General features: G+C 58.9%; 16 protein-coding genes. 5 read left to right on the top strand and 11 right to left on the bottom strand.

Annotated features, from left to right (window positions below; all coding sequences use genetic code 11):
- Positions 1-224 precede the first annotated feature (224 nt).
- Positions 225-7376 (top strand): TcdA/TcdB pore-forming domain-containing protein, encoded by a 7152-nt coding sequence (locus tag PMI23_RS19105; protein WP_238539545.1) that lies wholly within the window; start codon positions 225-227, stop codon positions 7374-7376.
- Between the two features lie 86 nt (positions 7377-7462).
- Here the strand turns inward: PMI23_RS19105 and PMI23_RS19100 are convergent, their stop codons facing one another.
- Entirely contained in the window at positions 7463-8059 is a 597-nt protein-coding gene (locus PMI23_RS19100; protein WP_007914577.1) for a MarC family protein, read from the bottom strand.
- 233 nt (positions 8060-8292) lie between these two features.
- On the opposite strand from PMI23_RS19100, the gene PMI23_RS19095 reads away from it, so the two are divergent.
- The 3 genes from PMI23_RS19095 to PMI23_RS19085 are packed head-to-tail and all read left to right on the top strand — an operon-like array spanning position 8293 to position 10488.
- The gene (locus PMI23_RS19095; protein ID WP_007914578.1) at positions 8293-9093 is read left to right on the top strand and encodes a hypothetical protein; all 801 of its coding nucleotides are present in this window, start codon (positions 8293-8295) and stop codon (positions 9091-9093) included.
- A gap of 55 nt (positions 9094-9148) precedes the next feature.
- Positions 9149-9850 carry a hypothetical protein gene (locus tag PMI23_RS19090; RefSeq protein ID WP_007914579.1) on the top strand — a complete coding sequence of 234 codons (702 nt, stop codon included), beginning with the start codon at positions 9149-9151 and terminating at the stop codon, positions 9848-9850.
- Positions 9847-10488 carry a hypothetical protein gene (locus PMI23_RS19085; protein WP_007914580.1) on the top strand — a complete coding sequence of 214 codons (642 nt, stop codon included), beginning with the start codon at positions 9847-9849 and terminating at the stop codon, positions 10486-10488. The genes PMI23_RS19090 and PMI23_RS19085 overlap by 4 nt, the downstream gene beginning before the upstream one ends.
- A gap of 22 nt (positions 10489-10510) precedes the next feature.
- Here the strand turns inward: PMI23_RS19085 and PMI23_RS19080 are convergent, their stop codons facing one another.
- The 7 genes from PMI23_RS19080 to prmA all read right to left on the bottom strand — a co-directional run bounded on the left by PMI23_RS19080 (position 10511) and on the right by prmA (position 20226).
- Entirely contained in the window at positions 10511-13285 is a 2775-nt protein-coding gene (locus PMI23_RS19080) for a hybrid sensor histidine kinase/response regulator (RefSeq protein WP_007914583.1), read from the bottom strand.
- Between the two features lie 99 nt (positions 13286-13384).
- Positions 13385-14680, bottom strand: coding sequence for a phosphoribosylamine--glycine ligase (gene purD / locus PMI23_RS19075; protein ID WP_007914586.1), 1296 nt, complete (start codon positions 14678-14680; stop codon positions 13385-13387).
- A 149-nt stretch (positions 14681-14829) separates the two neighbouring features.
- Positions 14830-16437, bottom strand: coding sequence for a bifunctional phosphoribosylaminoimidazolecarboxamide formyltransferase/IMP cyclohydrolase (purH, locus tag PMI23_RS19070; protein ID WP_007914589.1), 1608 nt, complete (start codon positions 16435-16437; stop codon positions 14830-14832).
- An 83-nt stretch (positions 16438-16520) separates the two neighbouring features.
- The gene (gene fis / locus PMI23_RS19065) at positions 16521-16841 is read right to left on the bottom strand and encodes a DNA-binding transcriptional regulator Fis (protein ID WP_003221275.1); all 321 of its coding nucleotides are present in this window, start codon (positions 16839-16841) and stop codon (positions 16521-16523) included.
- Positions 16838-17848, bottom strand: coding sequence for a tRNA dihydrouridine synthase DusB (gene dusB / locus PMI23_RS19060; RefSeq protein WP_007914598.1), 1011 nt, complete (start codon positions 17846-17848; stop codon positions 16838-16840). Before dusB ends, fis begins: the two co-directional genes overlap by 4 nt.
- Before the next feature lie 185 nt (positions 17849-18033).
- Positions 18034-19317, bottom strand: coding sequence for a DUF3426 domain-containing protein (locus PMI23_RS19055; RefSeq protein WP_007914599.1), 1284 nt, complete (start codon positions 19315-19317; stop codon positions 18034-18036).
- A gap of 30 nt (positions 19318-19347) precedes the next feature.
- Complete coding sequence (gene prmA / locus PMI23_RS19050; RefSeq protein WP_007914600.1) at positions 19348-20226, bottom strand: 50S ribosomal protein L11 methyltransferase; 879 nt, start codon at positions 20224-20226, stop codon at positions 19348-19350.
- An 87-nt stretch (positions 20227-20313) separates the two neighbouring features.
- Between prmA and PMI23_RS29790 the strand changes: the two genes are divergently transcribed.
- Positions 20314-20460 (top strand): hypothetical protein, encoded by a 147-nt coding sequence (locus tag PMI23_RS29790; RefSeq protein ID WP_157279746.1) that lies wholly within the window; start codon positions 20314-20316, stop codon positions 20458-20460.
- A gap of 3 nt (positions 20461-20463) precedes the next feature.
- On the opposite strand, the gene accC is transcribed toward PMI23_RS29790, so the two are convergent.
- The 3 genes from accC to aroQ are packed head-to-tail and all read right to left on the bottom strand — an operon-like array spanning position 20464 to position 22802.
- Positions 20464-21822: an acetyl-CoA carboxylase biotin carboxylase subunit gene (gene accC / locus PMI23_RS19045; protein ID WP_007914602.1), complete on the bottom strand. Its 1359-nt coding sequence runs from the start codon at positions 21820-21822 to the stop codon at positions 20464-20466.
- A gap of 17 nt (positions 21823-21839) precedes the next feature.
- Positions 21840-22301 carry an acetyl-CoA carboxylase biotin carboxyl carrier protein gene (gene accB, locus PMI23_RS19040; protein ID WP_007914603.1) on the bottom strand — a complete coding sequence of 154 codons (462 nt, stop codon included), beginning with the start codon at positions 22299-22301 and terminating at the stop codon, positions 21840-21842.
- A gap of 48 nt (positions 22302-22349) precedes the next feature.
- Positions 22350-22802 carry a type II 3-dehydroquinate dehydratase gene (aroQ, locus tag PMI23_RS19035; protein WP_007914604.1) on the bottom strand — a complete coding sequence of 151 codons (453 nt, stop codon included), beginning with the start codon at positions 22800-22802 and terminating at the stop codon, positions 22350-22352.
- Positions 22803-23018: the final 216 nt, after the last annotated feature.

The raw sequence follows: 23018 nt of genomic DNA, 5'->3' as shown, positions 1-23018 counted from the left end.
TTGAATTACGGCGGTGCATCCGTTGGGAGCGCCGCTTCGCTTGTTTATCGAACGACGGGGCACGCGTCTGTTTGTTACCGAATCGTGCGCGGAAGCAACTTGTCTGTTGTTTGATATTTCTTGGGAAACTATTTGAGTTTTGTGCTTTTTGAAGTTGCCCCGCAGGCAGACTAACTTCGTCGAGGATTCTCTCAACGAATAAAGGATGAAGTTTGATGGGTGTCATGGAGCAAAATGTTGACGAGTTTGATTTTATTTCCGCCGATGAATACTCCGCGTTAAAGCGCGCATTCAAGGCGTTTTCCGCTTCTGCCGAATATGCAATGTTGGTGGCGCTTTACGAGCAGGCCGGACTAGCCACCAGCCTCGCTGAAAAGCTGCAGGTTGTAACACTCTTTCTGGAAAATTTTGAACGCTTGGCAAAGCGTAACTCAGCGCCCGCAATAGCGTTGATCGATACCGTCGAAGAACAATTGCGCGCTTACATCGCCCGCTTGGCAGGCACTGTAAACATGCTCAGTGACGTGCCCAGTCCGATACCCGCAGTCATGCACTTCGTCTGGGTGGGTGGCAGTGAGGTTGGCAATATCCAGCGCGATTACATGAACATCTGGCGTCAGGTGCTGGCTGCCGAGAATTACCAGTTCAATCTCTGGTACGACAGCGATGCGTTACTGGCTTTCGAAATGAATCGGGTTATATCCGACAGCGCCAGAGTTGCTGCAATGGAGTCTGGCGGGGACACCGTGAGCAACCCCGATGAACTTGCAAAGATGATCGAAGATCGTGCGCGTGTATTAAAGCGCGAGATGTTCGAATACCTGCAACAACCGCAATGGCAAGGGAAAGCTGATCAGGCCCGGATCGACCTGATGGTGCGCGCTTACGGCAAAGACCGCACGACGCTGGAAGCCTTCCGTCAACGCTGCTTGCAAAGCCATCAGCAAATGGCCGGCAGCGACTTGCAGTTGCGTGATGTTCGACGGGAGTTCGCCGGGCACTTTCTAGAGGATGTCTATCAACGCGAAGTGTCAATGCGCGGTAACTTTGCGGCGGCAAGTGACGTTGTTCGCTTGCAGGCCGAATATGCCGAAGGCGGGCGTTACAGTGACATGGATTACTTGCCGCCGCTGGCTGACAGACTGGGCGGTGTCGACATCAGCGGGTTCAGTGACGAGCAACGGCTGGGGGTGTTGCAGCTTTTGCTCAATCATGATGAAAGTTTGATGCCCGGTCGCGACCGCCTGCGCTACGCCGATCACACGGACACTTTGCCTGCCGAACATCGCGAGGCATTGCTGGTCTTTGCCCGCAGCAAGCCCGGCGTCAAGCATATATTTGTCGCACCGCGTGAAGTCGTCAGCCCGCAACACGGTCTGCGAATGGGCACGCAATTCAGCAGAGAGATGAACGCTTATCTGCTGGCACAGCCGCAAAGCGAGATGACGCTCGCGGTCATGCAATTGATCCGCTTCAACTATGACTGCCTGCAGGACGTTGAGCAGGCGGCCATCGCGTCGTCGGTAGACTGGTCACAGACTGAACGATTGCTCGATGTCATAGAAAATGTCATGAACGAGAAAATCGAGCAGGGGCAACTGACGCGCACGCTGCAGGATTTTCTGGGTAAGTTGAGCGAGGCGATTTTAAGCTACTACCGTGATGGTATTCGCGTCGGATCGCGCGGCACTATTGCGCTTACCGGACCCGGTGCAGCGGTGACCGGGCTGAAAAATTACGTCGAGACTCACCTCCTGCCGCACAACGAGGTTACGGTTCAGGAGCGCTTGCGACTGGCCGAGGGTTACAACGTGCAGACCGAGGAGGAAGCGATCTCCGGTTGGACCGTCAATGATGACGCCGAGCAATGGCTGGCCAAAGAGCAGGAAAAGTGGAGAGCCGGCAAACTCGGATCACGTTACACCGGGCAACTGGCGGATCTGCTTCAGCCGCAACAGACGCTGACGTTCAAACAAGGCTGGCCGGTGGTGGGCGGTAAAGCGGTGCTGCTGACGTCGGTCCTGCAACAATTGATGGATGATCTGGGCGAACCCTTTGTGCGAGCCATGAGGGACAAGCTGAGCGGTGACATCAGCTTCACCAAAGCCTTTTCCATCGGCTTTGAAAATCGTCAGTTGATCCTTGCGCAACCTGTGCGCGAGCTGCCCGTTTCCCAGGGCGCCGAATCCTCAAGCAACCTCAATGAACTGCTCAGCCGCATCGCCCATGATTCTCTGCCGCTGGAACAACTCAGCCCGTTGGTGCGCGTCATGCTCGGGGGCATTTTCGGTGCGACAAGTCTGGACGACGCGAGCTTTGCCAGCGTCTGGCAAACCGTGCGCGACCTTGCTGTCGAGACTGACGGCGACGGCACTTTCGCTCGCTATGATGCGGTTGAAAAAGCCCTGCGCCAGCGGCAGTCGCCCGACTTCGAGGCCGGGCTGGCGCGTGGACAAGCGCATGACGTCCTGACAGCCCGCGAACTCAAGGTTCAGGCACTGTTTGAACCCTTGACCTTGCGCCAATGGGGCGAACGTATCGGGCAGATCAATCACACGGCGCAAGGCGAGTTCCGCTCGCGGATTCTCCAGCGCAGTGCGCAGGTGCGCGAGATATTCTTCGAGGCCGGCGCGACCTCGGCCCGGCAGCTGTCGCAGGATTTGCTGATGCACACGAGCAGTGATCCGGGGCGCCGGTGTTATCCGCTGGCGTTGCTGATGGGCGCAGCGGTGGCTGCCGGTGAGTCGGCCGAACGGACACTGGTGGGACATGTTGCCACGGCCAACATCAACCACCAGCAACCCAGTTCACAGGCATTGCTCAGTGCGTTGAATGAACTGCGAGCCTTGCCTGCCAGTGCCATTGGTGATTCCCGCGGCTTGCAGAGTCTGGACTCGGTCATACAGACACTGGAGGCGAAAAGTGCAGCCACCGTCCTGTTGCTCGACACCGGTGATCACGCCCTGCTGGTGGCCAAAGTCCAGGCAGGAGGTCAATTCGTCTATCGATTCTACGACCCGAACTTTGCCATTTATGCATTCGCCGAAAGCGCGCAGGTGAAACTTGGCGTTGAGCGTTATCTGAGCGCCGGCGACAGTGCACTGGCCAGGCTCTACGGTCTGGGCGACATGGCCGGGGCGCGATTCAACGTGATCGAGTTGAACACTGAGGCAATGGCGGCCCGCACGCTATCGACGGGTTTGCCCCTGGACAGTTTTTTGCGCATTCCTTCGCGTGATTCACGCAGTGGCCCAGTCTGGGCAAAGCAGGCCGTGGCGCGCCAGCGTTCGCTCAGTGAAAACGCGCGGATGGGTGCCAGCCTGGCGCAAGTGGATGCGCGCTATTGGGCGCAGGCGTTTGCTCAGGCCATGCAGCAGTTGCGCAGTGAGCACTCGTTGGGGCGTGAATATCTGCCGTTGCTGGAAACGCTCACACCTCAGGCGGACGGTGACTTTTCGCTGACGTTGGTCGATGCACAGAATCCGCATCAAGTGCGAACCGTGAGCACGGCCGACCCGCGCTTCACTCAGCTCAAGCAGCATCTGCATCAGAGCGTGAAGGCAGGCAAACCCAGTGGCCCGGCCGAGGCTGATGGAGGCAGCCGCTTGAGTTTCGCCTTTGCGATCCAGACGCTGATCAGCGAACTGCGCCATCGTGAATACCAGGCCGGGGATCAGTTGCCAGCCTTGTCGATTGCGCTTCAAGTCCAGGTTTACGTCAGCTATGCGCAGTTGGGTTTTGGCGTGCTCAGCGACACCGCACAGATGATCAACCTGGTGCGGCAAGTGGTGGCCAGTGAACAGGCGTTGGTCCTGCGCCAATCGTCGTTGTCCGGCCGTGTGCTCGGTCGCGGGGCAACCGGCGTTGGTTTTGCGTTTTCGCTGGTCAACATCGGCTTCGACATCCATAACCTGTCACTGGCGCAAAATTACGAGCAGCGCTCGCAGTTCTCCACGTCTCTGGCGTTCAACACAATAGCGTTGGGATTGGATGTTGCTGCATTGGCGGCAGGCGGAACGGTTGGCGCAGCGGCGGCTTTTCTGTCTGTGCCGTTACTCGGCATCGGCATCGGTGCCACGGCCATCGCCAGCAATCTTGGGCAGATTGCCGACAAGGCAACAGCGGTCGGCAATCATTTGCGTGCCATCCACAACGCTTACAAACCGGGCGCTTTCACTGTCGCAGAGGGTGTATTGCAGTTCCCCCCAGAAGCCGTGATCACCCATCTGGATCTGCAGGACAGGCGGGTTAGCTTTGACAGCCAGCGCTTTTATCCATGGGGCGGCGGCGCACTCGAATTGCCGAAATACGACGATGACCCGCAGCAGATACACCGTTCCCTCAATATCCGCCAGGCTTTCGGTCTCCCCGAGAGCGCAGCGCTGAATATCCACGGGGCCGCTTCACTGCATACCGTGGTGCTGCCTTGCACACCACTCTGCTATTACGGCTACGAATATCAACTGGGAGGCGCGGGCTATGTGTACGAGCCTCTGCCGGGAGAGCAGGTCGAGCCTCGTAACGCCAGTGAAATGCCTGAGCCAGACTTTTACTCGTACTTCAATCCGTTCGCGGCACTGGGCGATACGCTGACGAGACATCTGGATAAGCGCATCCACACACGCTATCCGCAATTGCGCGACAGTGCGGCGGACAAGCTGGAATACGACGAGCAGGGCAACCGGCGTTTTTATCTGCACAGCACACCCTCTTTCAAACACATCCTCTACAAACTGCATCCGGTCTATAAAGCGACAACGATCAGCGTGGTGCTGGACGAGCAGGTGCGCCAACTAGCGGTGCCGACCTTGCCGATGGAGTGCCAGCACAAGCTGTCCTACGAAATCAGCGCCACGTCAGACCGCTGCCAGCTCCGTCTGACCCCGGGACTGAAAACCGTGAAATTCAATGGAGCGACGCAATGGCTGGTGCATGCTCCTTGGGCCAGCATTGAGCAGGTCTGCTTTGATGACGTATCCAAGATGGACGACGGCGCCCTGCAGACATACCTGGCGGGGCGTCAACTAACGGTCGACGGTATCGTGCTGTCGGCCTTCGAGGGGCTGATCGAACTGGCCGGGGGAGAGTTGTTTCAACTGGACTGGCAGCGTCAGTCGCTGCGCCTGCTTTCCATCACCCTCAACGATGCTAAAGACAATCCGCGTGATGTCCTTGCCCATCTGCGCCAGCGAGACAATGAAGGGCGTCTGGGCACTGGTTACGTCACGCTTCACCGGTTCAGGGTGCCGTTCAATCCGGCCAGCCACGCAGTGCGCACAACCGCTTTTTACGATGTCGCTCGAAAACGCTTGTTGTACGCGCGCGAGCTGCCGCGCGAAGTCAACGACGGCCTGATGCTGGGCGCCGCCAGCGCTGCCCACGCGTGGTTTTATCATCCCGAGCATGCCACGGTCTGGCGCGTGGCTGTGATCAGCGGCCTGGTCGTGCATCGTTATCGGTTATTGAGTGTGGAGCCCGGTACGAAAATCAGCGCTTTCGGGCAACTGGCGGACGGCACTCTGCGAGTCTCGCAGCAGTTGCTAGAACAAAAGTCCATGAATGTGCGCACGACACTGGAGTTTCATCTGACCGACCGCGAAGTGACCCTGACGGACATCCACATGTGGTCGCCCGGTCTGGAAAAATCTTTCCTCAAGCCCGAGGAGGGCACGAGAATCGCGTTTTTCCGCCATCGCCAGAAACAACGCCGTCCCTACGCAGACGAGACACCCGGTATGGCTTCGCCCATCAGCACCTGGACCTACGCGCCATACATTCACGCCCGTGCCTGGTCCTTCGATCAGTTGCTTGAGCGGGCATGGATTGCCGCGCATCACGACAGGTACTTCCCAGCAGACACCGACAGTGACGCGGACAGGGTGATGCTGATGCCTCGAGCCTCTGATCCCGCCGCTGCGCTGCTGTTTTACAGCCGGCAAAGTCAAATGCTCAGTCATGGCATAGAACTGCGTGACAACGTGCCATGGCACAAGGCGCTTGCGAAAGGAGTGATCGATGTTACGCGCGTTGGCGAAAGCTTCCTGGCCACCCAAGACGATGGGCGAATGTTCGAAGTCGACCTCGGCGCCAAGGACGACAACTGGCTGTCCGAGCTTGATAGACCTGTGCTGAAATTTGTCGGCCTCGGCCAGCGTTGGCTGCAGCAAAACCCCGACTGGCTGACGGCATTACCGACGCTTGCCATGGAATACAGCAGCGCCGCGTTTGCAATCATCGGCTTGCGTGCCCAAGCGGGTCAGACGTTTCTGCCAGTGTGGTGTATTGACGAAAAACTTGTGTTGATGGACGCCATGGGCAGCCACGAGCTTACGTTGCTGGGGCTAACGCCCGACCGGCAAGCAGTTTGGTTGCTTGATATTACTTCCGGGCAGCTGTGGCGCCAGACGCTGGTTGCTCTCGAGCAGATGCACGCGGCGTTCGGCAACGGCAGCGTGTTGCTGAATCGCCAAGCGTTGCCACAGGCCGAGCGAGTATGGTCATCGTGGGCGTTTTGCGAAGTGCTGCCGCATGGCGACGGGCTGCTCGGGCGTACCCGCGAAGGTGTGACGCTGCAACTGCAGGATCAGCAGCCGGCGCGCATTGTCGGCATGGAAAACCGCTGGTCATACGTCCCGGGCCAGACGTCTGTGCAATTGCAGGAGCGTTTAAAAAAGCTGCTGGACGGGCAAGACCATGCCGCGTTTCTTCCCGTTGAAAATACCGGCAATCGCTACCAATACTACGTGCCGAAGCTTGATCGACTATTCGAGGTGTCTGCTCGGGACGATGGAAAATGGGCTACGTTCCTTGGTACGCGTGATGCAGCCAATCCGCTGCTGTTCGACCCGATTGACCCATTGATCTTCAGCGCCGGAACGGTCGATGGCGTCTGGTTGCCAGGTAGCTACGCCCACCGTGACGAGGAGGTCATGGTGCTGGAAGTGAGTGATGACCTCACCGAGGTACAGCCATTGCTTGCGGACAGCGTCGAACGGTTGATTCTGACCTTCGGTTCGCGCACGGAGGGTTATCGGATATCGGCCGCAACCTGGCAGCGACTCGATTGCATCGTTGTCGATGTGCGGCGCCCATCCGCGGAGCAGGAGACGGAACCTGGCTTGTTGGTGCTGGATATGCCCGAGTGTGGGCATTGGCTGATGTCGCGGATCGATGGCCACCTGGTACTGGCCGATCCGGACAATGGCCACAGTCTGATCGTACGCGGGATCGAGGAGCAGGGTTCATGCGAACTGGCTGTCAAAATCGCTGGCCGTCAGTACGTGTTCGCACTCGAACAATGCTTCAAGGCTTTGGCGAGCGTGCAGGGCAATGACGCAACTGCCAGCCTGGCGGTGCTGGCTGACCATTCGCTCTGACCGGTGAATTCGTCTGAAAACCAAAACGCCGCGAACGTTGTCGTTCGCGGCGTTTTAATTTTGGCCGGCGCACTCGGGGGCCGGTTTCAGGGCACCAAATAGCCTTTGATCCCGGTAAAAATGATCTGCGCCGCCAGGGCGCAGACAAACAATCCCATTAAACGACTGACGATCTGCAATCCCTGATCCCCCAGAATCCGCTCAATACGATTGGACAGGTAGAGCACTACGCCCACGGTGAAGCTGGCCAGCGCGATACTGATGATCGCGGTGAGCTTGTCGTCCCAATGCGGCTGGCTGACGCCCATCACCAGCAAGGCACCGATTGTGCCCGGGCCAACCGTCAACGGGATGGTCAGCGGCACAATGGTGACGTCCTGCTGCACGTTGTCGGCCTGTACCGCCGGTTTGCCCTGCGCCATGCCCAGCGCCGAAATGAACAGGACACTGCCGGCGCCGATGCGAAACGCATCCACGGTGATGCCGAACACATCGAAAATCACCCGTCCGAACAAATACAGCAGGACGCTGGAGACCAGCGTCGCCACCGCGACCTTCCAGGCCAGCCGCCGTTGCTCCTTGCGCGAATAACCGCGGGTCAGACTGATAAAACAGGACAGCACGAAGAACGGGCTGTAGAGCACCAGCATCTTCAGGTAAACGCTGAACAACACGTGGAGCATGGTCATGTCTCGCTGGGAAGGAGAGTGGGGATGGAGTCTATCAGCGCTTTGCGGGGTTGGGGTATCGACTTTTATAGCGCTGATTGTTATTGGTTTAGTTGTTTGTTAGTTGTGGTTTTATTGCTTTGGTAAGTAGTGTTACATGTTTTTGTTTGTGGGGTGTTGGTGTCTTTGGTTATGGTCGTTTTCGCAAGTTAATGAAGACTTGCTTAAATGATGATAAGGAATTGAAAGTGAATAACCCAGTAATGCAACAACTCTATGTCGCCAACTGCATTAGTGCTTTGCAGCAATATGAAATTGATGAGGTTCCAACTATTCAAGGTCGTGGTGTTGCCCTGACCCTTAATTCGGGTGACGCCGTGGAAGCGCCGACAAAGGCGGCAGTTGTTGGCGAGGGTCTTTTGGCATTTTCTGCTCATCTGACGGATGACAATCGGACCGACGCACAAAATGCCTTTCTTTTCGCGACACTTGTAGCCAACAAGAAATTCCCGCTCGAAAGCCAGGGCCTGGAGTGGTATCTGCTGTTTCGCGAGGTCATGACCAACTCAGGCTGGACGCCTGTTACCAAGTACTACAACGATCTGGAGGTTGCGGGCACCAGCGTACGGATGGATAAACTGGTCCTGGAAATTCTCGGCTCGGTGGTAGCGGGTCTTGCGGTGCCTGGTCCTGCAACTGCGCTGATGCTGAAGACGGCGGGCGACGCCATCGCCGCTTTGAAAAAACGCGACACCGCATTGACTCTGTATGAGCGCAATCTGCTGAACCACGGCGTTGGCGGCATCACCGCTGGCGTCTGTACCGAAGTTAATGGTGAAGCCATCATGGCCGTCGGCGCTGTGCGTTTTCTGCGTCGCAATACTTCTACTAAAGTTATGTTTGTCGATGTGGATATTCGCAATGTGAAGTTGTACACCGGTGAAACGATCTTTGCCAAGAATACCGAAGTTGCTGATAAGGCGCGCATGGCCATCAGGACTAAGCTGGGTCTGAACGTGGTATCGAAAATCGAAGAGTATGAAATCTGATTGACAGAAGAAGGGCAGTCATGGCGACTGCCCTTTTTTATTACGGAGGCCTAACATGGATGATGAGTGTTTAGTTCTGATTGTCGGGGCTTGTGTGGTGATTATTCCCGATGGTGAACGGCTGGAAGTTTATAGCGATCTGGTCAATTCGATTTTGCTGGCGCAACTGGTTGCCAATAAGAAACGTGAAAAATCCCTGTCCCCGGATTGGTACGACACGTACGTGAGTGTCCTTGATGATTTCTGGTTGCGCCATCAGAAGTCGAAGCAGACATGGCAGGTCAGCAATCCCGGAAGTCAGTCCGCGCTGGAGTTTTTCAATACAGCGTTAAGCAATGATGCCATGTCTGAAACCCGAATAATGGGTGTTGTTCTGCAGCGAATGGCACAAATACCGGGCGACGAACTCGCCATCCAGCGATTGCGCAGTTTCATGAAAATATCGGCTACGGCCGAGTCGGACAGCATGCCGCCGCCGTTGGCGAAGGTACATCTACTGGTAATTGTCGCGAATGCTGCCGATTCGATAGCAAGCGCGTTTGTTGAGTTCGAGGCGTCACTCGAGTTAAGCCAAAATCCATTTCAACAGTTGTATCAGTGCGAAGAGGTTCAAGGCTTGGTCCATGTGCATCACGCCCGGGCAAGTCTGTCGGAAATTCGCTACAGCGGCGCGCGTGAGGCGATTGCCAGGAAAGTCAGGGACAAACTTGCGGACAGCGTGGCAGTGCTGAATCTGCCCAAGGAGATTACGGCATGAAGGACTTGATTACACCGCAGGCTGCGGTGGTGGGCGGCAGTGTCGTGGCGTTTGCCGGTGGCCTGCCTGCGACCCATCGAGACGACATCTACATGAGCACAGCCTATGCGCAAAGAGCAACGCGCGCGGCGTTCGAGGACGGACTATCGGGGGACTGGTTCGAGTACTACAGGAATGTCCTGAAATTTGTCGGATGGGACGTGCCGAAACCGCAAACCTTGACGCCGTCGCGCAATAATCTGATGGCCAGTCAGGCAACGCAGCGTATCGCGGCGGTATTGGGTGAACAGTTCTGCGAACCTATGCGGCGTGCGCTGCAGGTGATGGAGCGTGACGCATTGGCACTCAGGCTGTTCGAGTCCTCGAGCCTGCGTGCCAATGTCGGATATTTTCAAATGATCCCCTGCGTGATGAGTGGCCCGAACAAAGTGGAAATGGGCATCTATCACCGCCAGTTCCAGATTGAGAGAGAGGCCAGCGGGTTTTTGTTCAGCGAGGATGAAACACTCATCCACAACAGCGTTGAACAAATTGCTGCCATTACATTCAACACGCTGCATTACGCACAGTTTCGCGAAAAGGTGAAAAACTCCGTCATCACCGGCTCACTCAAATACCTTGATGGCCTGGAGATCTGATCGAATAACAATACGATCCTGCTCAGAAGGTCGACGCCGTCCGATTCTGCTGATCTCGCTGGGCAACCCAGTGCTCGATCAGCTCGCGCAATTGCGACAACTCGACCGGCTTGGACATGTGCCCATCCATCCCGGCCTGACGCGCGCGCTCCTTGTGCTCGGCGAGAATGTGCGCCGTCAATGCCACGATCGGCGTGCGGATGCGTTGGTTGCTGACTTCCCACGCGCGCAGTTGCTGGGTCGCCGAGAAGCCATCGAGAATCGGCATTTCGCAGTCCATCAGCACCAGGTCGTAACGCTGGGCTTTCATCGCTTGCAGGGCTTCTTCGCCGTTGGCGGCGGTGTCCGGTTGCAGGTTGAGCTTGCCGAGCATGCCGCGAATCACTTTGGTCGAAATCGTGTTGTCTTCGGCAACGAGGATGCGGAAGTCGCTCGGCACTTTGGCAGCCGTGGCTGGGGTGACCACTTGCGGCTGGAACACCACTTGGCCTTTGTTGCGCTGGTTGAGTTCGTCGGCCAGCGTAGTCTTGAGGGTGTAGCCGGCCACCGGTTTGGCGAGGATGCGTTTGATCCCCGAGTTGCGCGCGATGATCTTGCTCGGCGCATTGCTGATGCCGGTGAGCATGATCAGCAGAATGTCGTGGTTCAGGCTCGGGTCTTCCTTGATCTTGGCCGCGAGCTGCATGCCGGTCATGCCCGGCATGTTCTGATCGAGCAACACCACATCAAAGTAATCGCGCAGGTGCGCCTTGGTGCGCAACAGGGCCAACGCTTCCTTGCCGGAAGGCACGGCGCTGACATTCAGCCCCCACGCGCTGCATTGCTGCACCAGCACTTTGCGACAGGTGTCGTTGTCGTCGACCACCAACACTCGTGCGCCTTGCAATGGGCTGTCGAGATCGGAGGTCGGGTGTTCGAGGCGATCCGGATCCAGCGGCAGGGTCAACCATAAGGTGCTGCCCTGATTGGCGCCGCTCTTGATGCCGAATTCGCCCTGCATCAAACGAATCAGTTGCCGCGCGATGACCAGACCGAGATTGCCGCCCAAGCGATTCGCCGAGAGGAAGTGCTTGCTGTGCAGTTCGGCGTGCATCAGCGCGTCGCGTTCTTCCTGATCCATCGGTTGGCCGCTGTCCTGCACAGCGATGCGCAGGCGTGGCTTGCTGCTGCGTTCGTCGAGCGCGACGACGATCAGCACTTCACCTTCATCGGTTTTCTTCAGAGCGTTTTCCAGCAGGCTCAGCAGCGTCTGACGCAGACGTGTCGGGTCACCGCTGATCACTCGCGGCACTTGCGGCTGGATGAAGCTGATCAGTTCGACGTTCTGCTGTTCGGCCTTGGCGCGGTAAATGCTCAGGCAGTCATCGATCAAGGCATTAAGGTCGAACTGCACGTCGTCCAGTTCGATCTGCCCGGATTCAAGCTTGGAAATGTCGAGGATCTCGTTGATCAACGTCAGCAGTTCGTTGCCGGCGCTGTGGATGGTCTGCACGTAATCGCGTTGCTTGACCGACAGTGGCGTGCCCAGAAGCAGTTCAGTCATGCCGAGCACGCCGTTCATCGGCGTGCGGATTTCGTGGCTGATCTTGGCGAGGAATTCGGCTTTGGCGTTGATCTCGGCATTGCTTGCGGCGAGGTCGCGGCTGACGCTGAAACGGCTTTCGGTGATGCTGCGCTGACGCTCACCGAGGGCGATGCTCATCAGCAGGCCGCTGATGCAGATGAATGCCATCAGGGTCATGATCAAGCCTTGCGGCGAGACCAATGTCAGCCCCAGCAAGGCCGGAAGAATGATCAGCGTGCCGATGTTGAACACCACCATCGCCGCGACGAACAAACGCGCCGGGCGGTAACCCTTCTGCCAATGATAGAACGCGACGAACAACATGCTCAGGCCGGCCAGCGCCACCAGTGCATAAGTGATGATGTTCAGCGGCAGGGTGTTGACGAACAGCAGCAACAGGCTGCAGGTCACGATAAACAGAATGTCGCCCAGCAACAGTTTGTTCAGCGGATGCGGGCCGAGCGGGGCGAAGAAGCGATAGGCGAACATCAGCCCGGCCGGCGCCGTCAGCAGCAACGCCAGATAGGCGCCCGGCGTCTGCACCGCATGCCAGTTCGGCAGCCAGGGACCGGCGAGGTTGAGCAGCAGCAACAGGCTCAGGCCCAGCAGGCCTTCGCAGACCGCCAGCCATAAGCTGCTGCGCGAGCGGGAATAGGCGTAGCGCACCAGATTGTGCAACAGCAGCATGCCGAGGCAGCCGAACAGTAAACCGAAGACCAGCGTCTGATTGTGATTGGCCGCGCTCATCACCGCCGATTGCAGGGTGACGTGCGGGCGCAACTGATGGTCGGACACCAGGCGCAGATACACGTCGAGGGGTTTGTCGCTCTGCGGCAACGGCAACATGAAGTCGCTGCTCGGCAACGGCCGTTCGGCCTGCGGCTGGTCGGTGCCGGTGTTGCGCTGCTCGATCAGCTTGTCGCCGTCGAGTACGTAGAGATTGAGCTGTGACAGGTCGGGGGCAAAGATGCGCAGCACTTGCTCGTGCTTGCCCGGTGCCAGCCTGAAACGCAGCCACAAGGCGCCATCGGGTTCGGACGCTGTGAGGCGGTCAAGGTCGATGGGGCTGAATTGATTGGTGTAGCGAGCGGAGCGGATATCACTCAGTTGCAGATTGCCCTGATCGTCGAGCAATACCGACCAGCCACTGCCTTGCGCGGCCTGGGCCGGGAGCATGCAGAGCAAGGTCAGCAACGTGACGGTGAAGCTTATGGCAATCCTGAGCCAGCGCACGGCGAAATCCCTTCGTAGGTTGATGCCAGAATATAACGATGCGCGGCGGCGGAACAGCCCGGCGAGGAACGGTATCCCTCGCCGGACTTGATCGACAGCTTATTCCTGGGTTTCGCCACGTTCACGGGCAATGGCGCGGTAGCCAATGTCCTTGCGGTAGAAGCAGCCTTCCCAGTCGATGGCGGCCGCGAGCTTGTAGGCTTGCTGCTGCGCTTCACCGACGCTGGCGCCCATTGCGGTGGCGCAGAGCACGCGACCGCCGGCAGTGACGACGTTGCCGTCTTTCAGTGCCGTGCCGGCGTGGAAGACTTTGCCCTCCAGCTTCGCCGCAGCATCGAGACCGTTGATCGCTGCGCCCTTGGCGTAGTCGCCCGGGTAGCCGCCAGCGGCCAGCACGATGCCGACGCTCGGGCGTGGATCCCATTGGGCTTCGACCTTGTCCAGCGCTTGCGCGAGCGCCGCTTCAACCAGCAGCACCAGGCTCGACTGCAGACGCAGCATCACCGGTTGGGTTTCCGGATCGCCGAAGCGGCAGTTGAACTCGATGACTTTCGGGTTGCCGGCTTTGTCGATCATCAGACCGGCGTAGAGGAAGCCAGTGTAGACGTTGCCTTCCTCAGCCATGCCGCGCACGGTCGGCCAGATCACCAGATCCATCACGCGCTTGTGCACGTCGGCGGTGACCACCGGGGCAGGGGAGTAGGCACCCATGCCGCCAGTGTTCGGGCCGCTGTCGCCGTCGCCAACACGTTTGTGGTCCTGGCTGGTGGCCATCGGCAAAACGTTTTTGCCGTCGACCATGACGATGAACGAAGCTTCTTCGCCGTCGAGGAATTCTTCGATGACCACGCGCGAACCAGCGTCACCGAAAGCGTTGCCGGCGAGCATGTCACGCACGGCGTCTTCGGCTTCAGCCAGGGTCATGGCGACGATCACGCCTTTACCGGCGGCCAGGCCATCGGCCTTGATCACGATCGGTGCGCCTTTTTCACGCAGATAAGCCAGGGCCGGCTCGATCTCGGTGAAGTTCTGGTAGTCGGCGGTCGGAATCTTGTGACGGGCGAGGAAATCCTTGGTGAAGGCTTTCGAACCTTCCAGTTGCGCAGCGCCGGCGGTCGGACCGAAGCAGTCCAGGCCACGGGAGCGGAACAGATCAACGACGCCAGCCACCAGCGGCACTTCCGGGCCGACGATGGTCAGGGCAACGTTTTTCTCGGCGAAGTCGGCCAGTTGCTCAAGGGCCAGCACGTCGATGGCGACGTTTTCGCACTTGGCTTCAATGGCGGTGCCAGCGTTGCCCGGAGCGACAAAAACCTTCTGCACGCGCGGATCCTGAGCCACTTTCCAGGCCAGGGCGTGTTCACGGCCACCGCTGCCAATGATCAAAACATTCATTTCAAAAACCTCGGATGACGCTAATTCTGTGGGGGCTGATCGTTCCCACTCTCTGCGTGGGAATGCCTCTACGGACGCTCTGCGTCCTAGGGACGCGGAGCGTCCCGGGCTGCGTGCCCACGCAGAGCGTGGGTACGATCAAGCAATAATCAGTGACGGAAGTGGCGCATGCCGGTGAACACCATCGCGATACCGGCCTCGTCAGCAGCAGCAATCACTTCAGCATCACGCATCGAGCCACCCGGCTGGATCACCGCAGTGATGCCGACCTTGGCCGCGTTGTCCAGACCGTCACGGAACGGGAAGAACGCGTCCGATGCCATCACCGAACCGGCCACTTGCAGACCGGCGTGCTCAGCCTTGATTGCGGCGATACGTGCCGAGTTTACGCGGCTCATCTGGCCTGCGCCGACACCGATGGTCTGACGGTTCTTGGCATAGACGATGGCGTTGGACTTAACGTACTTGGCGACTTTCCAGGCGAAGATCAGGTCGTGGATCTCCTGTTCGGTCGGCGCACGTTTGGTCACGACTTTCAGGTCATCGGCGCTGATCATGCCGATGTCGCGGCTCTGTACCAGCAGGCCGCCGTTGACGCGCTTGTAGTCCCACGCTGCAGCGCGGTCAGCCGACCACTCGCCGCAGGCCAGCAGACGTACGTTGGCTTTCGCCGCAACAATGGCGCGGGCTTCTTCGCTGACGCTAGGGGCGATGATCACTTCCACGAACTGACGCTCGACGATCGCTTTGGCGGTCTCGGCATCCAGTTCACGGTTGAAGGCAATGATGCCGCCGAACGCAGATTCGGTGTCAGTCGCGTAAGCCAGTTCGTAGGCCTGACGGATGCCGCCCTCAGCGTCCGGGCTGACTGCCACGCCGCATGGGTTGGCGTGCTTGACGATCACGCAGGCTGGCTTGACGAAGCTCTTCACGCATTCCAGCGCGGCGTCGGTGTCGGCCACGTTGTTGTACGACAGCTCTTTGCCTTGCAGTTGGGTCGCGGTGGCGATGCCGACTTCGGCAGGCTTGGCTTCCACGTAGAACGCCGCGCTCTGGTGCGGGTTCTCGCCGTAGCGCATTTCCTGGGCCTTGATGAACTGGCTATTGAAGGTGCGCGGGAATTCGCTGCGGCCTTCAGTGCTCAGGGTTTCAGCGGCCTGGTTCACGGTGCCCATGTAGTTGGCGATCATGCCGTCGTAGGCGGCGGTGTGTTCGAAGGCCTTGAGCATCAGGTCGAAACGCTGAGCGTAGGTCAGGCCACCGGCCTTGAGGCCTTCGAGCACGCTGGCGTAATCGCTGGCATTTACCACGATTGCTACGTCTTTATGGTTTTTCGCTGCCGAACGGACCATGGTCGGGCCGCCGATGTCGATGTTCTCGATGGCGGTCGGCAGGTCGCAGCCTGGCTTGTTGATGGTGGCTTCGAACGGATAGAGGTTAACGGCAACCAGATCGATCGGCTTGATGCCGTGCTCGCTCATGATTGCATCGTCGATACCGCGACGACCGAGGATGCCGCCGTGGATTTTCGGGTGCAGGGTTTTCACCCGACCGTCCATCATCTCGGCGAAACCGGTGTAATCCGCGACTTCCACTGCGGCAACACCGTTGTCGCGCAGCAGCTTGAACGTCCCGCCGGTGGAGAGGATCTCGACGCCCAGGGCTTCAAGCTCCTTGGCGAATTCGAGGATCCCGGTCTTGTCGGAAACGCTGATCAAGGCGCGGCGGATCGGCAGGCGGGTAGTCTGGTCGGTCATCTCAATTTCCATCAAAAGCAAAGGAAGTCAGCAAAAAAGGCGACCGTTTTTTACGCGGGCGCCTTTCTGGTTTGATTGAATGCTTACAGCAGATCGTACTGCTTGAGTTTCTTGCGCAGCGTGCCGCGGTTAAGTCCCAGCAGCTCACTGGCCTTGGTCTGGTTGCCCTTGACGTAGTTCATCACGCTTTCGAGCAGGGGAGCCTCGACTTCGGAGAGCACCAGGTTGTACACATCCGTGACGGACGCGCCCTCAAGGTGGGCGAAATAATTGTGCAGCGCCTTCTCGACACTCCCGCGAAGGGTCTGGCCTTCTTCGCTCGGGGTGTTGAGGTGCTGTTTCAAATTCACGTTGTCGCTCACGGGTGCTGTTCCACTCACTAAAGTCTCGGTCATCATCGTCATGCGGCCACCCCTTCTTCGTCCCCTGTCAGGCTCTTGTAATGCTCGGCGAAGAACTCCCGAACATTGGCGCATTGTGTTTCCGTACCATCCAAACGATTGAAGTGGGCGCGAAACTCCCTGGCGCCCGGCAAGGTTGCGAGATACCAGCCCACATGCTTGCGCGCAATGCGCACGCCCATCACGTCCCCATAGAAAGCGTGAAGTGCGGCCAGATGCTCCAGCAGTATGTGTTCCACTTCGATCAGCTCCGGCGCCGGCAATTTCTCGCCGGTACGCAGGAAGTGTTCGATCTCGCGAAAAATCCATGGCCGCCCTTGGGCGGCGCGGCCTACCAACAGGCCATCGGCACCGGTCGCGTCAAGCACGTAACGGGCCTTCTCCGGCGAATCGATATCGCCATTGGCGAACACCGGGATCGACACGGCCTGCTTGATCGCGGCAATCGTGTCGTACTCGGCTTCACCCTTGTACAGATCGGCGCGAGTGCGGCCGTGCACTGCCAGCGCGGTGATCCCGGCCTGCTCGGCGATCTTCGCCACGGTCAGGCCGTTCTTGTTGTCGCGATCCCAGCCGGTGCGGATCTTCAGGGTGACCGGCACATCAACCGCAGCCACAACGGCCTGCAGGATCTCGGTCACCAGTGCTTCATCTTTCAACAACGCGGAACCGGCGGCCTTGTTGCAGACCTTCTTTGCCGGGCAACCCATGTTGATATCAATAATCTGTGCGCCCAGTTCGACGTTGGCCCGCGCTGCGTCCGCCAGCATCTGTGCATCACCACCGGCGATCTGTACCGAGCGTGGCTCGGGATCGCCCTCGTGGATCATGCGCATGCGCGACTTGCGGGTGTTCCACAGGCTCATGTCACTGGTGACCATTTCCGAGACTACAAGCCCTGCGCCCAAACGCTTGCACAGCTGACGAAAGGGCTGATCGGTGACGCCCGCCATCGGGGCGAGAATCAAGCCGTTCTGCAATGTGTATGGGCCGATGCGTACCGCCGACATAGGACTTCCCTGAGGTGGGGCCGGATCATGAGAGTTCGAAAAAGGGTTGGCATGATACCCGCTCTCGATGACTGGATAAAGGCTGAATTGAACAAAATCTGAACAGTTATTCTGTTATCGCCGCCGGTTTGGTCGTGGCTGGCAAAGTCAGAAAACCGCCGTCAATTCGAAAGCCATGCAGGGATTCACTCGGGTGAGTGGAAACTCAGGCTGTAATTCACCGCTTTGGGGCCGGGATCGAGAATATCCAGCGCAATATGGATCGGCGTCTGCGGCGGCATTTCGGCCAGACCTTCGAGATCTCCTCTAAGGTACTCGCCGGGTTTGAAACGACGACTGGCGATCAGGTGACCGTTGAGGTCGGCGAAGCGCAGTTCCAGTAATGGAAAGGGCTGAGAGAACGTCGCGCGGTTATAAATGATCGCGTCGACCACCAGTGCACCGTTGAACTCCGGGTGACTGCGCACCACCAGGTTGCTGCTCTTGATCCGGGCGATGTCGACCTTCGACGGCACCGTGCAGCCGATCTGCGGGCAGATTTGCTGAAACCACGGGCGGTATTGATCCTGTCGAGCCAGTTCATCGAAATGATAGGAAATGTACTGGGCAGCCAGTCCACCTGCCGCCAGCAGGACCAACAACAGCCAAAGCAAGCGGCGTCCCCACGGTGAGCGGCGTTTCTGCCAGTCCAGTTGCAGTGGGTCGTCAGTCAGGTCTTGCAGGACTTCGGCGCGTACGCCGGGTTCTGCGCGCTCGCGCTTTTTGCGCAGCGGTTCGATCGATGGCAAATCGTCGTCATCGACCTCGTCGCTGGCCGACAAGCGTTCGCGGCGGGCATTCGGGTCGATCGGATCATGCAAGCGCAGATGCGGAATCGCCGGCTCGTCATCCACATCCACCGGTTCCAGCGACAGCGAAGGCTCGGTGCGCTCGGAGGTGAGCGGTTCAATGTCGTCGGCTTGCGGCTCGTCGTCCGGCTCAGGGATCCGCTCATCGGCGGGTTCGCTGAACAGGCTGCCAGGCCACGCGGCATCATCGGGCTCGGGGCTGTCGCGTCGGGCGCTCAGGGACTCTTCGCGCGGGCGGCCGAGTTCGGTGGCGGGCTGGATTTCCCGTTGTTCGAGACGGGCCAGTTCTTCGTCCAGATCGAGGCTGTCGAGATCAAGCGCCGAGGCGCTCCATTGTTTCTGGCTGATGGCACGCGGTGCCGCAGGTTCAATGGCGGGGGGCTCGACAACAGGCGGCGCGGCAATGCTCGGCGACGCCTCGACAGGCAGCTCGGCGAGCGGTGGTGCAACCGGCGTCACCGCGTCCTTGCCGGCGTGTTGTTCCAGCAGCTGTTTGGCGGCGTTGAACACTTGCAGGCAGGAGCCGCAGCGAACCACCCCGCGGGCCACGCTCAATTGAGCATGGCTGACACGGAAACTGGTTTGGCAATGCGGGCACTGGGTGACGAAACTGTCGGTCATGCGGCGATCCGGATTATGCAGGCGGACATATTAGCGCCGACGGCCAGTGATGCGCACCCAGCCATCGCGATTGGCGATCGGGTCGAGATCAAAGTCCTGCGCGTAAGCTGCAGCCACTTCGTCACCCTGCTCAGCGAGGATGCCCGACAGCGCCAGGCGTCCACCGGACTTGACCAGCCCGGACAGTTGCGGCGCCAGCGAAACCAGCGGGCCGGCAAGAATGTTGGCGACCAGCACATCGGCTTGAACTTGCGGCAGATCTTCCGGCAAGTACAGCGGGAACAGCTCATCGGCAATGTTATTGCGCCCGGCGTTGTCGCGCGAAGCTTCCAGCGCCTGCACGTCGATGTCAGTGCCGACCGCTTCCTTGGCGCCGAGCAGCAGGGCGGCGATCGCCAGAATCCCCGAGCCGCAACCGAAGTCGAGCACGTTGCAGTCTTTCAGGTCCTGACCGTCGAGCCATTCCAGGCAGAGCGCGGTGGTCGGGTGCGTGCCGGTGCCGAAGGCCAGGCCTGGATCGAGCAGCAGGTTGACCGCATCAGGTTCCGGCGCAGCGTGCCAGCTCGGCACGATCCACAGGCGCTGGCCGAAACGCATCGGCTCAAAACCGTCCATCCAGCTGCGTTCCCAGTCCTGATCTTCGATGACTTCGCTGTGATGCTCGGGCAGCGGGCTGCCGGTCAGCAGTTCCAGATGGGCCAGAACCGGTGCCGGTTCGGTACCGCCTTCGAACAGCGCCAGCAGGTGCGTGTGCGCCCAAAGCGGAGTGGTATTGAGTTCCGGCTCGAAGATCGGCTGGTCTTCGGCGTCCATGAAGGTCACCGACACGGCGCCCACTTCAAGGAAAGCGTCTTCGTAGGTTTCGGCTTGTTCCGGGCTGATGGCGAGACGTACTTGCAGCCAAGGCATGGCGGGCACCTTTGAAAAATATTGATTGCAGCCTAGCGGCCGGCGAGAAGCGCGCAAGTTTACGCGAGCGCGCGGCAGAACACGAACATGGTTGAAGATCAAAAGATCGCAGCCTGCGGCAGCTCCTACAGGAGTTCGCATTCCAAGGCAGGAGCTGCCGCAGGCTGCGATCTTTTGATTTTGCAGCAGAAACAACAAAGCCGCCCGAAGGCGGCTTTGTCAGGTGCGGGCTGAAGCTTAGTGCTTCTCGCCAGCCAGCTTGTGCTCGAGGTAGTGAATGTTCACACCACCCTTGCAGAAGCCTTCGTCACGAACCAGATCACGGTGCAGCGGGATGTTGGTCTTGATCCCGTCAACCACGATTTCGTCCAGGGCATTGCGCATGCGGGCCATGGCTTCGTCGCGGGTGGCACCGTAAGTGATCAGCTTGCCGATCAGCGAGTCGTAGTTCGGCGGAACCGCATAGCCACTGTACAGGTGCGAATCGACGCGAACGCCGTTGCCGCCTGGGGCGTGGAAATGCTTGACCGTGCCCGGGCTCGGCATGAAGGTTTTCGGGTCTTCAGCGTTGATCCGGCATTCCAGCGAGTGACCGCGGATAACCACGTCATCCTGCGTGAACGACAGCTTGTTGCCAGCGGCGATGCTGAGCATCTCCTTGACGATGTCGATACCGGTGACCATTTCCGAAACCGGGTGCTCCACCTGAACACGGGTGTTCATTTCGATGAAGTAGAAACGACCGTTCTCGTAGAGGAACTCGAAAGTACCGGCGCCACGGTAGCCGATGTCGATGCACGCCTTGACGCAGCGAGCCAATACTTCTTCGCGCGCCTTCTCGTCGATGCCCGGTGCCGGCGCTTCTTCGAGAACTTTCTGGTGACGACGTTGCAGCGAGCAATCGCGGTCGCCCAGATGGATCGCGTGACCCTGGCCGTCGGACAGCACTTGCACTTCGACGTGACGCGGGTTGGTGAGGAATTTTTCCAGATACACCATCGGGTTGCCGAACGCCGCGCCAGCTTCGGTGCGGGTCAGTTTGGCGAAGGCGATCAGGTCTTCTTCCTTGTGCACCACACGCATGCCGCGACCACCACCGCCGCCAGCGGCTTTGATGATCACCGGGTAGCCGACTTCACGACCGATGCGCAGCGCCGTTTCTTCGTCTTCCGGCAGTGGGCCGTCGGAACCTGGAACGGTTGGCACGCCAGCTTCGATCATCGCGTGCTTGGCCGAAACCTTGTCGCCCATCAGGCGGATGGTTTCGGCTTTCGGGCCGATGAAAGCGAAGCCGGAGTTCTCGACCTGCTCGGCAAAATCGGCGTTTTCCGCGAGGAAACCGTAGCCTGGGTGAATGGCGGTAGCGCCAGTCACTTCAGCGGCAGCGATGATGGCCGGGATGTGCAGGTAAGAGTGCGCGGCAGAAGCCGGGCCGATGCAGACGGATTCGTCTGCCAGACCCAGGTGCATCAGCTCTTTGTCGGCCTTGGAGTAAACGGCGACGGTCTTGATGCCCATCTCTTTGCAGGCACGCAGAATCCGCAGGGCGATCTCACCGCGGTTAGCGATCAGAACTTTTTCCAACTTCGCAGTCATCAAAGGCTCTCCGCAGTTCAAACGATGGTGAACAGCGGTTGGTCGTACTCAACCGGCTGGCCGTCTTCGACGAGGATGGACTCGATCACACCGCTGGTTTCAGCTTCGATGTGGTTCATCATCTTCATGGCTTCGACGATGCACAGAGTGTCGCCTTTCTTCACGGTCTGGCCGACTTCAACGAAGGACGGCGAGGTTGGCGAAGATTTACGGTAGAACGTGCCGACCATCGGCGAACGGGCAACGGTGCCGTTCAGCGCAGGGGCAGCAGCGGCAGCCGGGGCTGCAGCAGCCACCGGAGCAGCAGCAACAGGTGCGGCAGCCGGCGCTTGCATCGGCGCCGGCGCGTAGTACTGCTGAGCCGGGGTCTTGCTGTGACGGCTGATGCGTACGGACTCTTCGCCTTCCTTGATCTCGAGTTCGTCGATGCCGGACTCTTCCAGCAATTCGATCAGTTTCTTAACTTTACGGATATCCATGAATCATCAACTCCCAAGGGTCGGTCAGGGGCGCTTAACGCTTGTAGTTCAAGTCGTTGCCTGTGTTTCAAGCTGTTCTAGTGCAGCCTCCAGGGCCAGTCGGTAACCGCTGGCGCCAAGGCCGCAGATCACTCCCACCGCTACATCGGAGAAGTAAGAGTGATGGCGGAAAGGTTCGCGTTTGTGCACGTTGGACAAATGCACTTCGATGAATGGGATGCTCACTCCCAGCAACGCGTCACGTAATGCGACACTTGTATGCGTAAAAGCCGCCGGATTGATCAGAATGAAATCGACGCCTTCGCCGCGCGCAGCGTGGATGCGGTCGATCAATTCGTACTCGGCATTGCTTTGCAGATACAGCAGATGATGGCCGGCTTCACGGGCGCGGCGCTCCAGATCCTGATTGATCTGCGCCAGGGTCGTTGAACCGTAAGTGCCGGGTTCGCGGGTGCCGAGCAGGTTCAGGTTGGGGCCGTGCAGCACCAGGAGGGTTGCCATCTGCGTAGTCCTTGTTATGAGTGAGCAATCGTCAGAACCCGGCGACTATGCCGCAAAGACTTTGTGACTGTCCAGTTCTATGCAATAGCCAGCACGATGGCCGATGTTTGCGCGAAATATGTGACCAAGTGATTTGATCCGGTCATTTGCGGCAATCCTTGTAGGAGCTGCCGAAGGCTGCGATCTTTTGATTTTTAGAAGCAAGATCAAAAGATC

The organism is Pseudomonas sp. GM24 (genome assembly GCF_000282235.1).
Lineage (GTDB): Bacteria > Pseudomonadota > Gammaproteobacteria > Pseudomonadales > Pseudomonadaceae > Aquipseudomonas.
The sequence above is the reverse complement of the archived record's forward strand: the minus strand, read 5'-3'. Positions and strand labels throughout refer to the sequence as shown.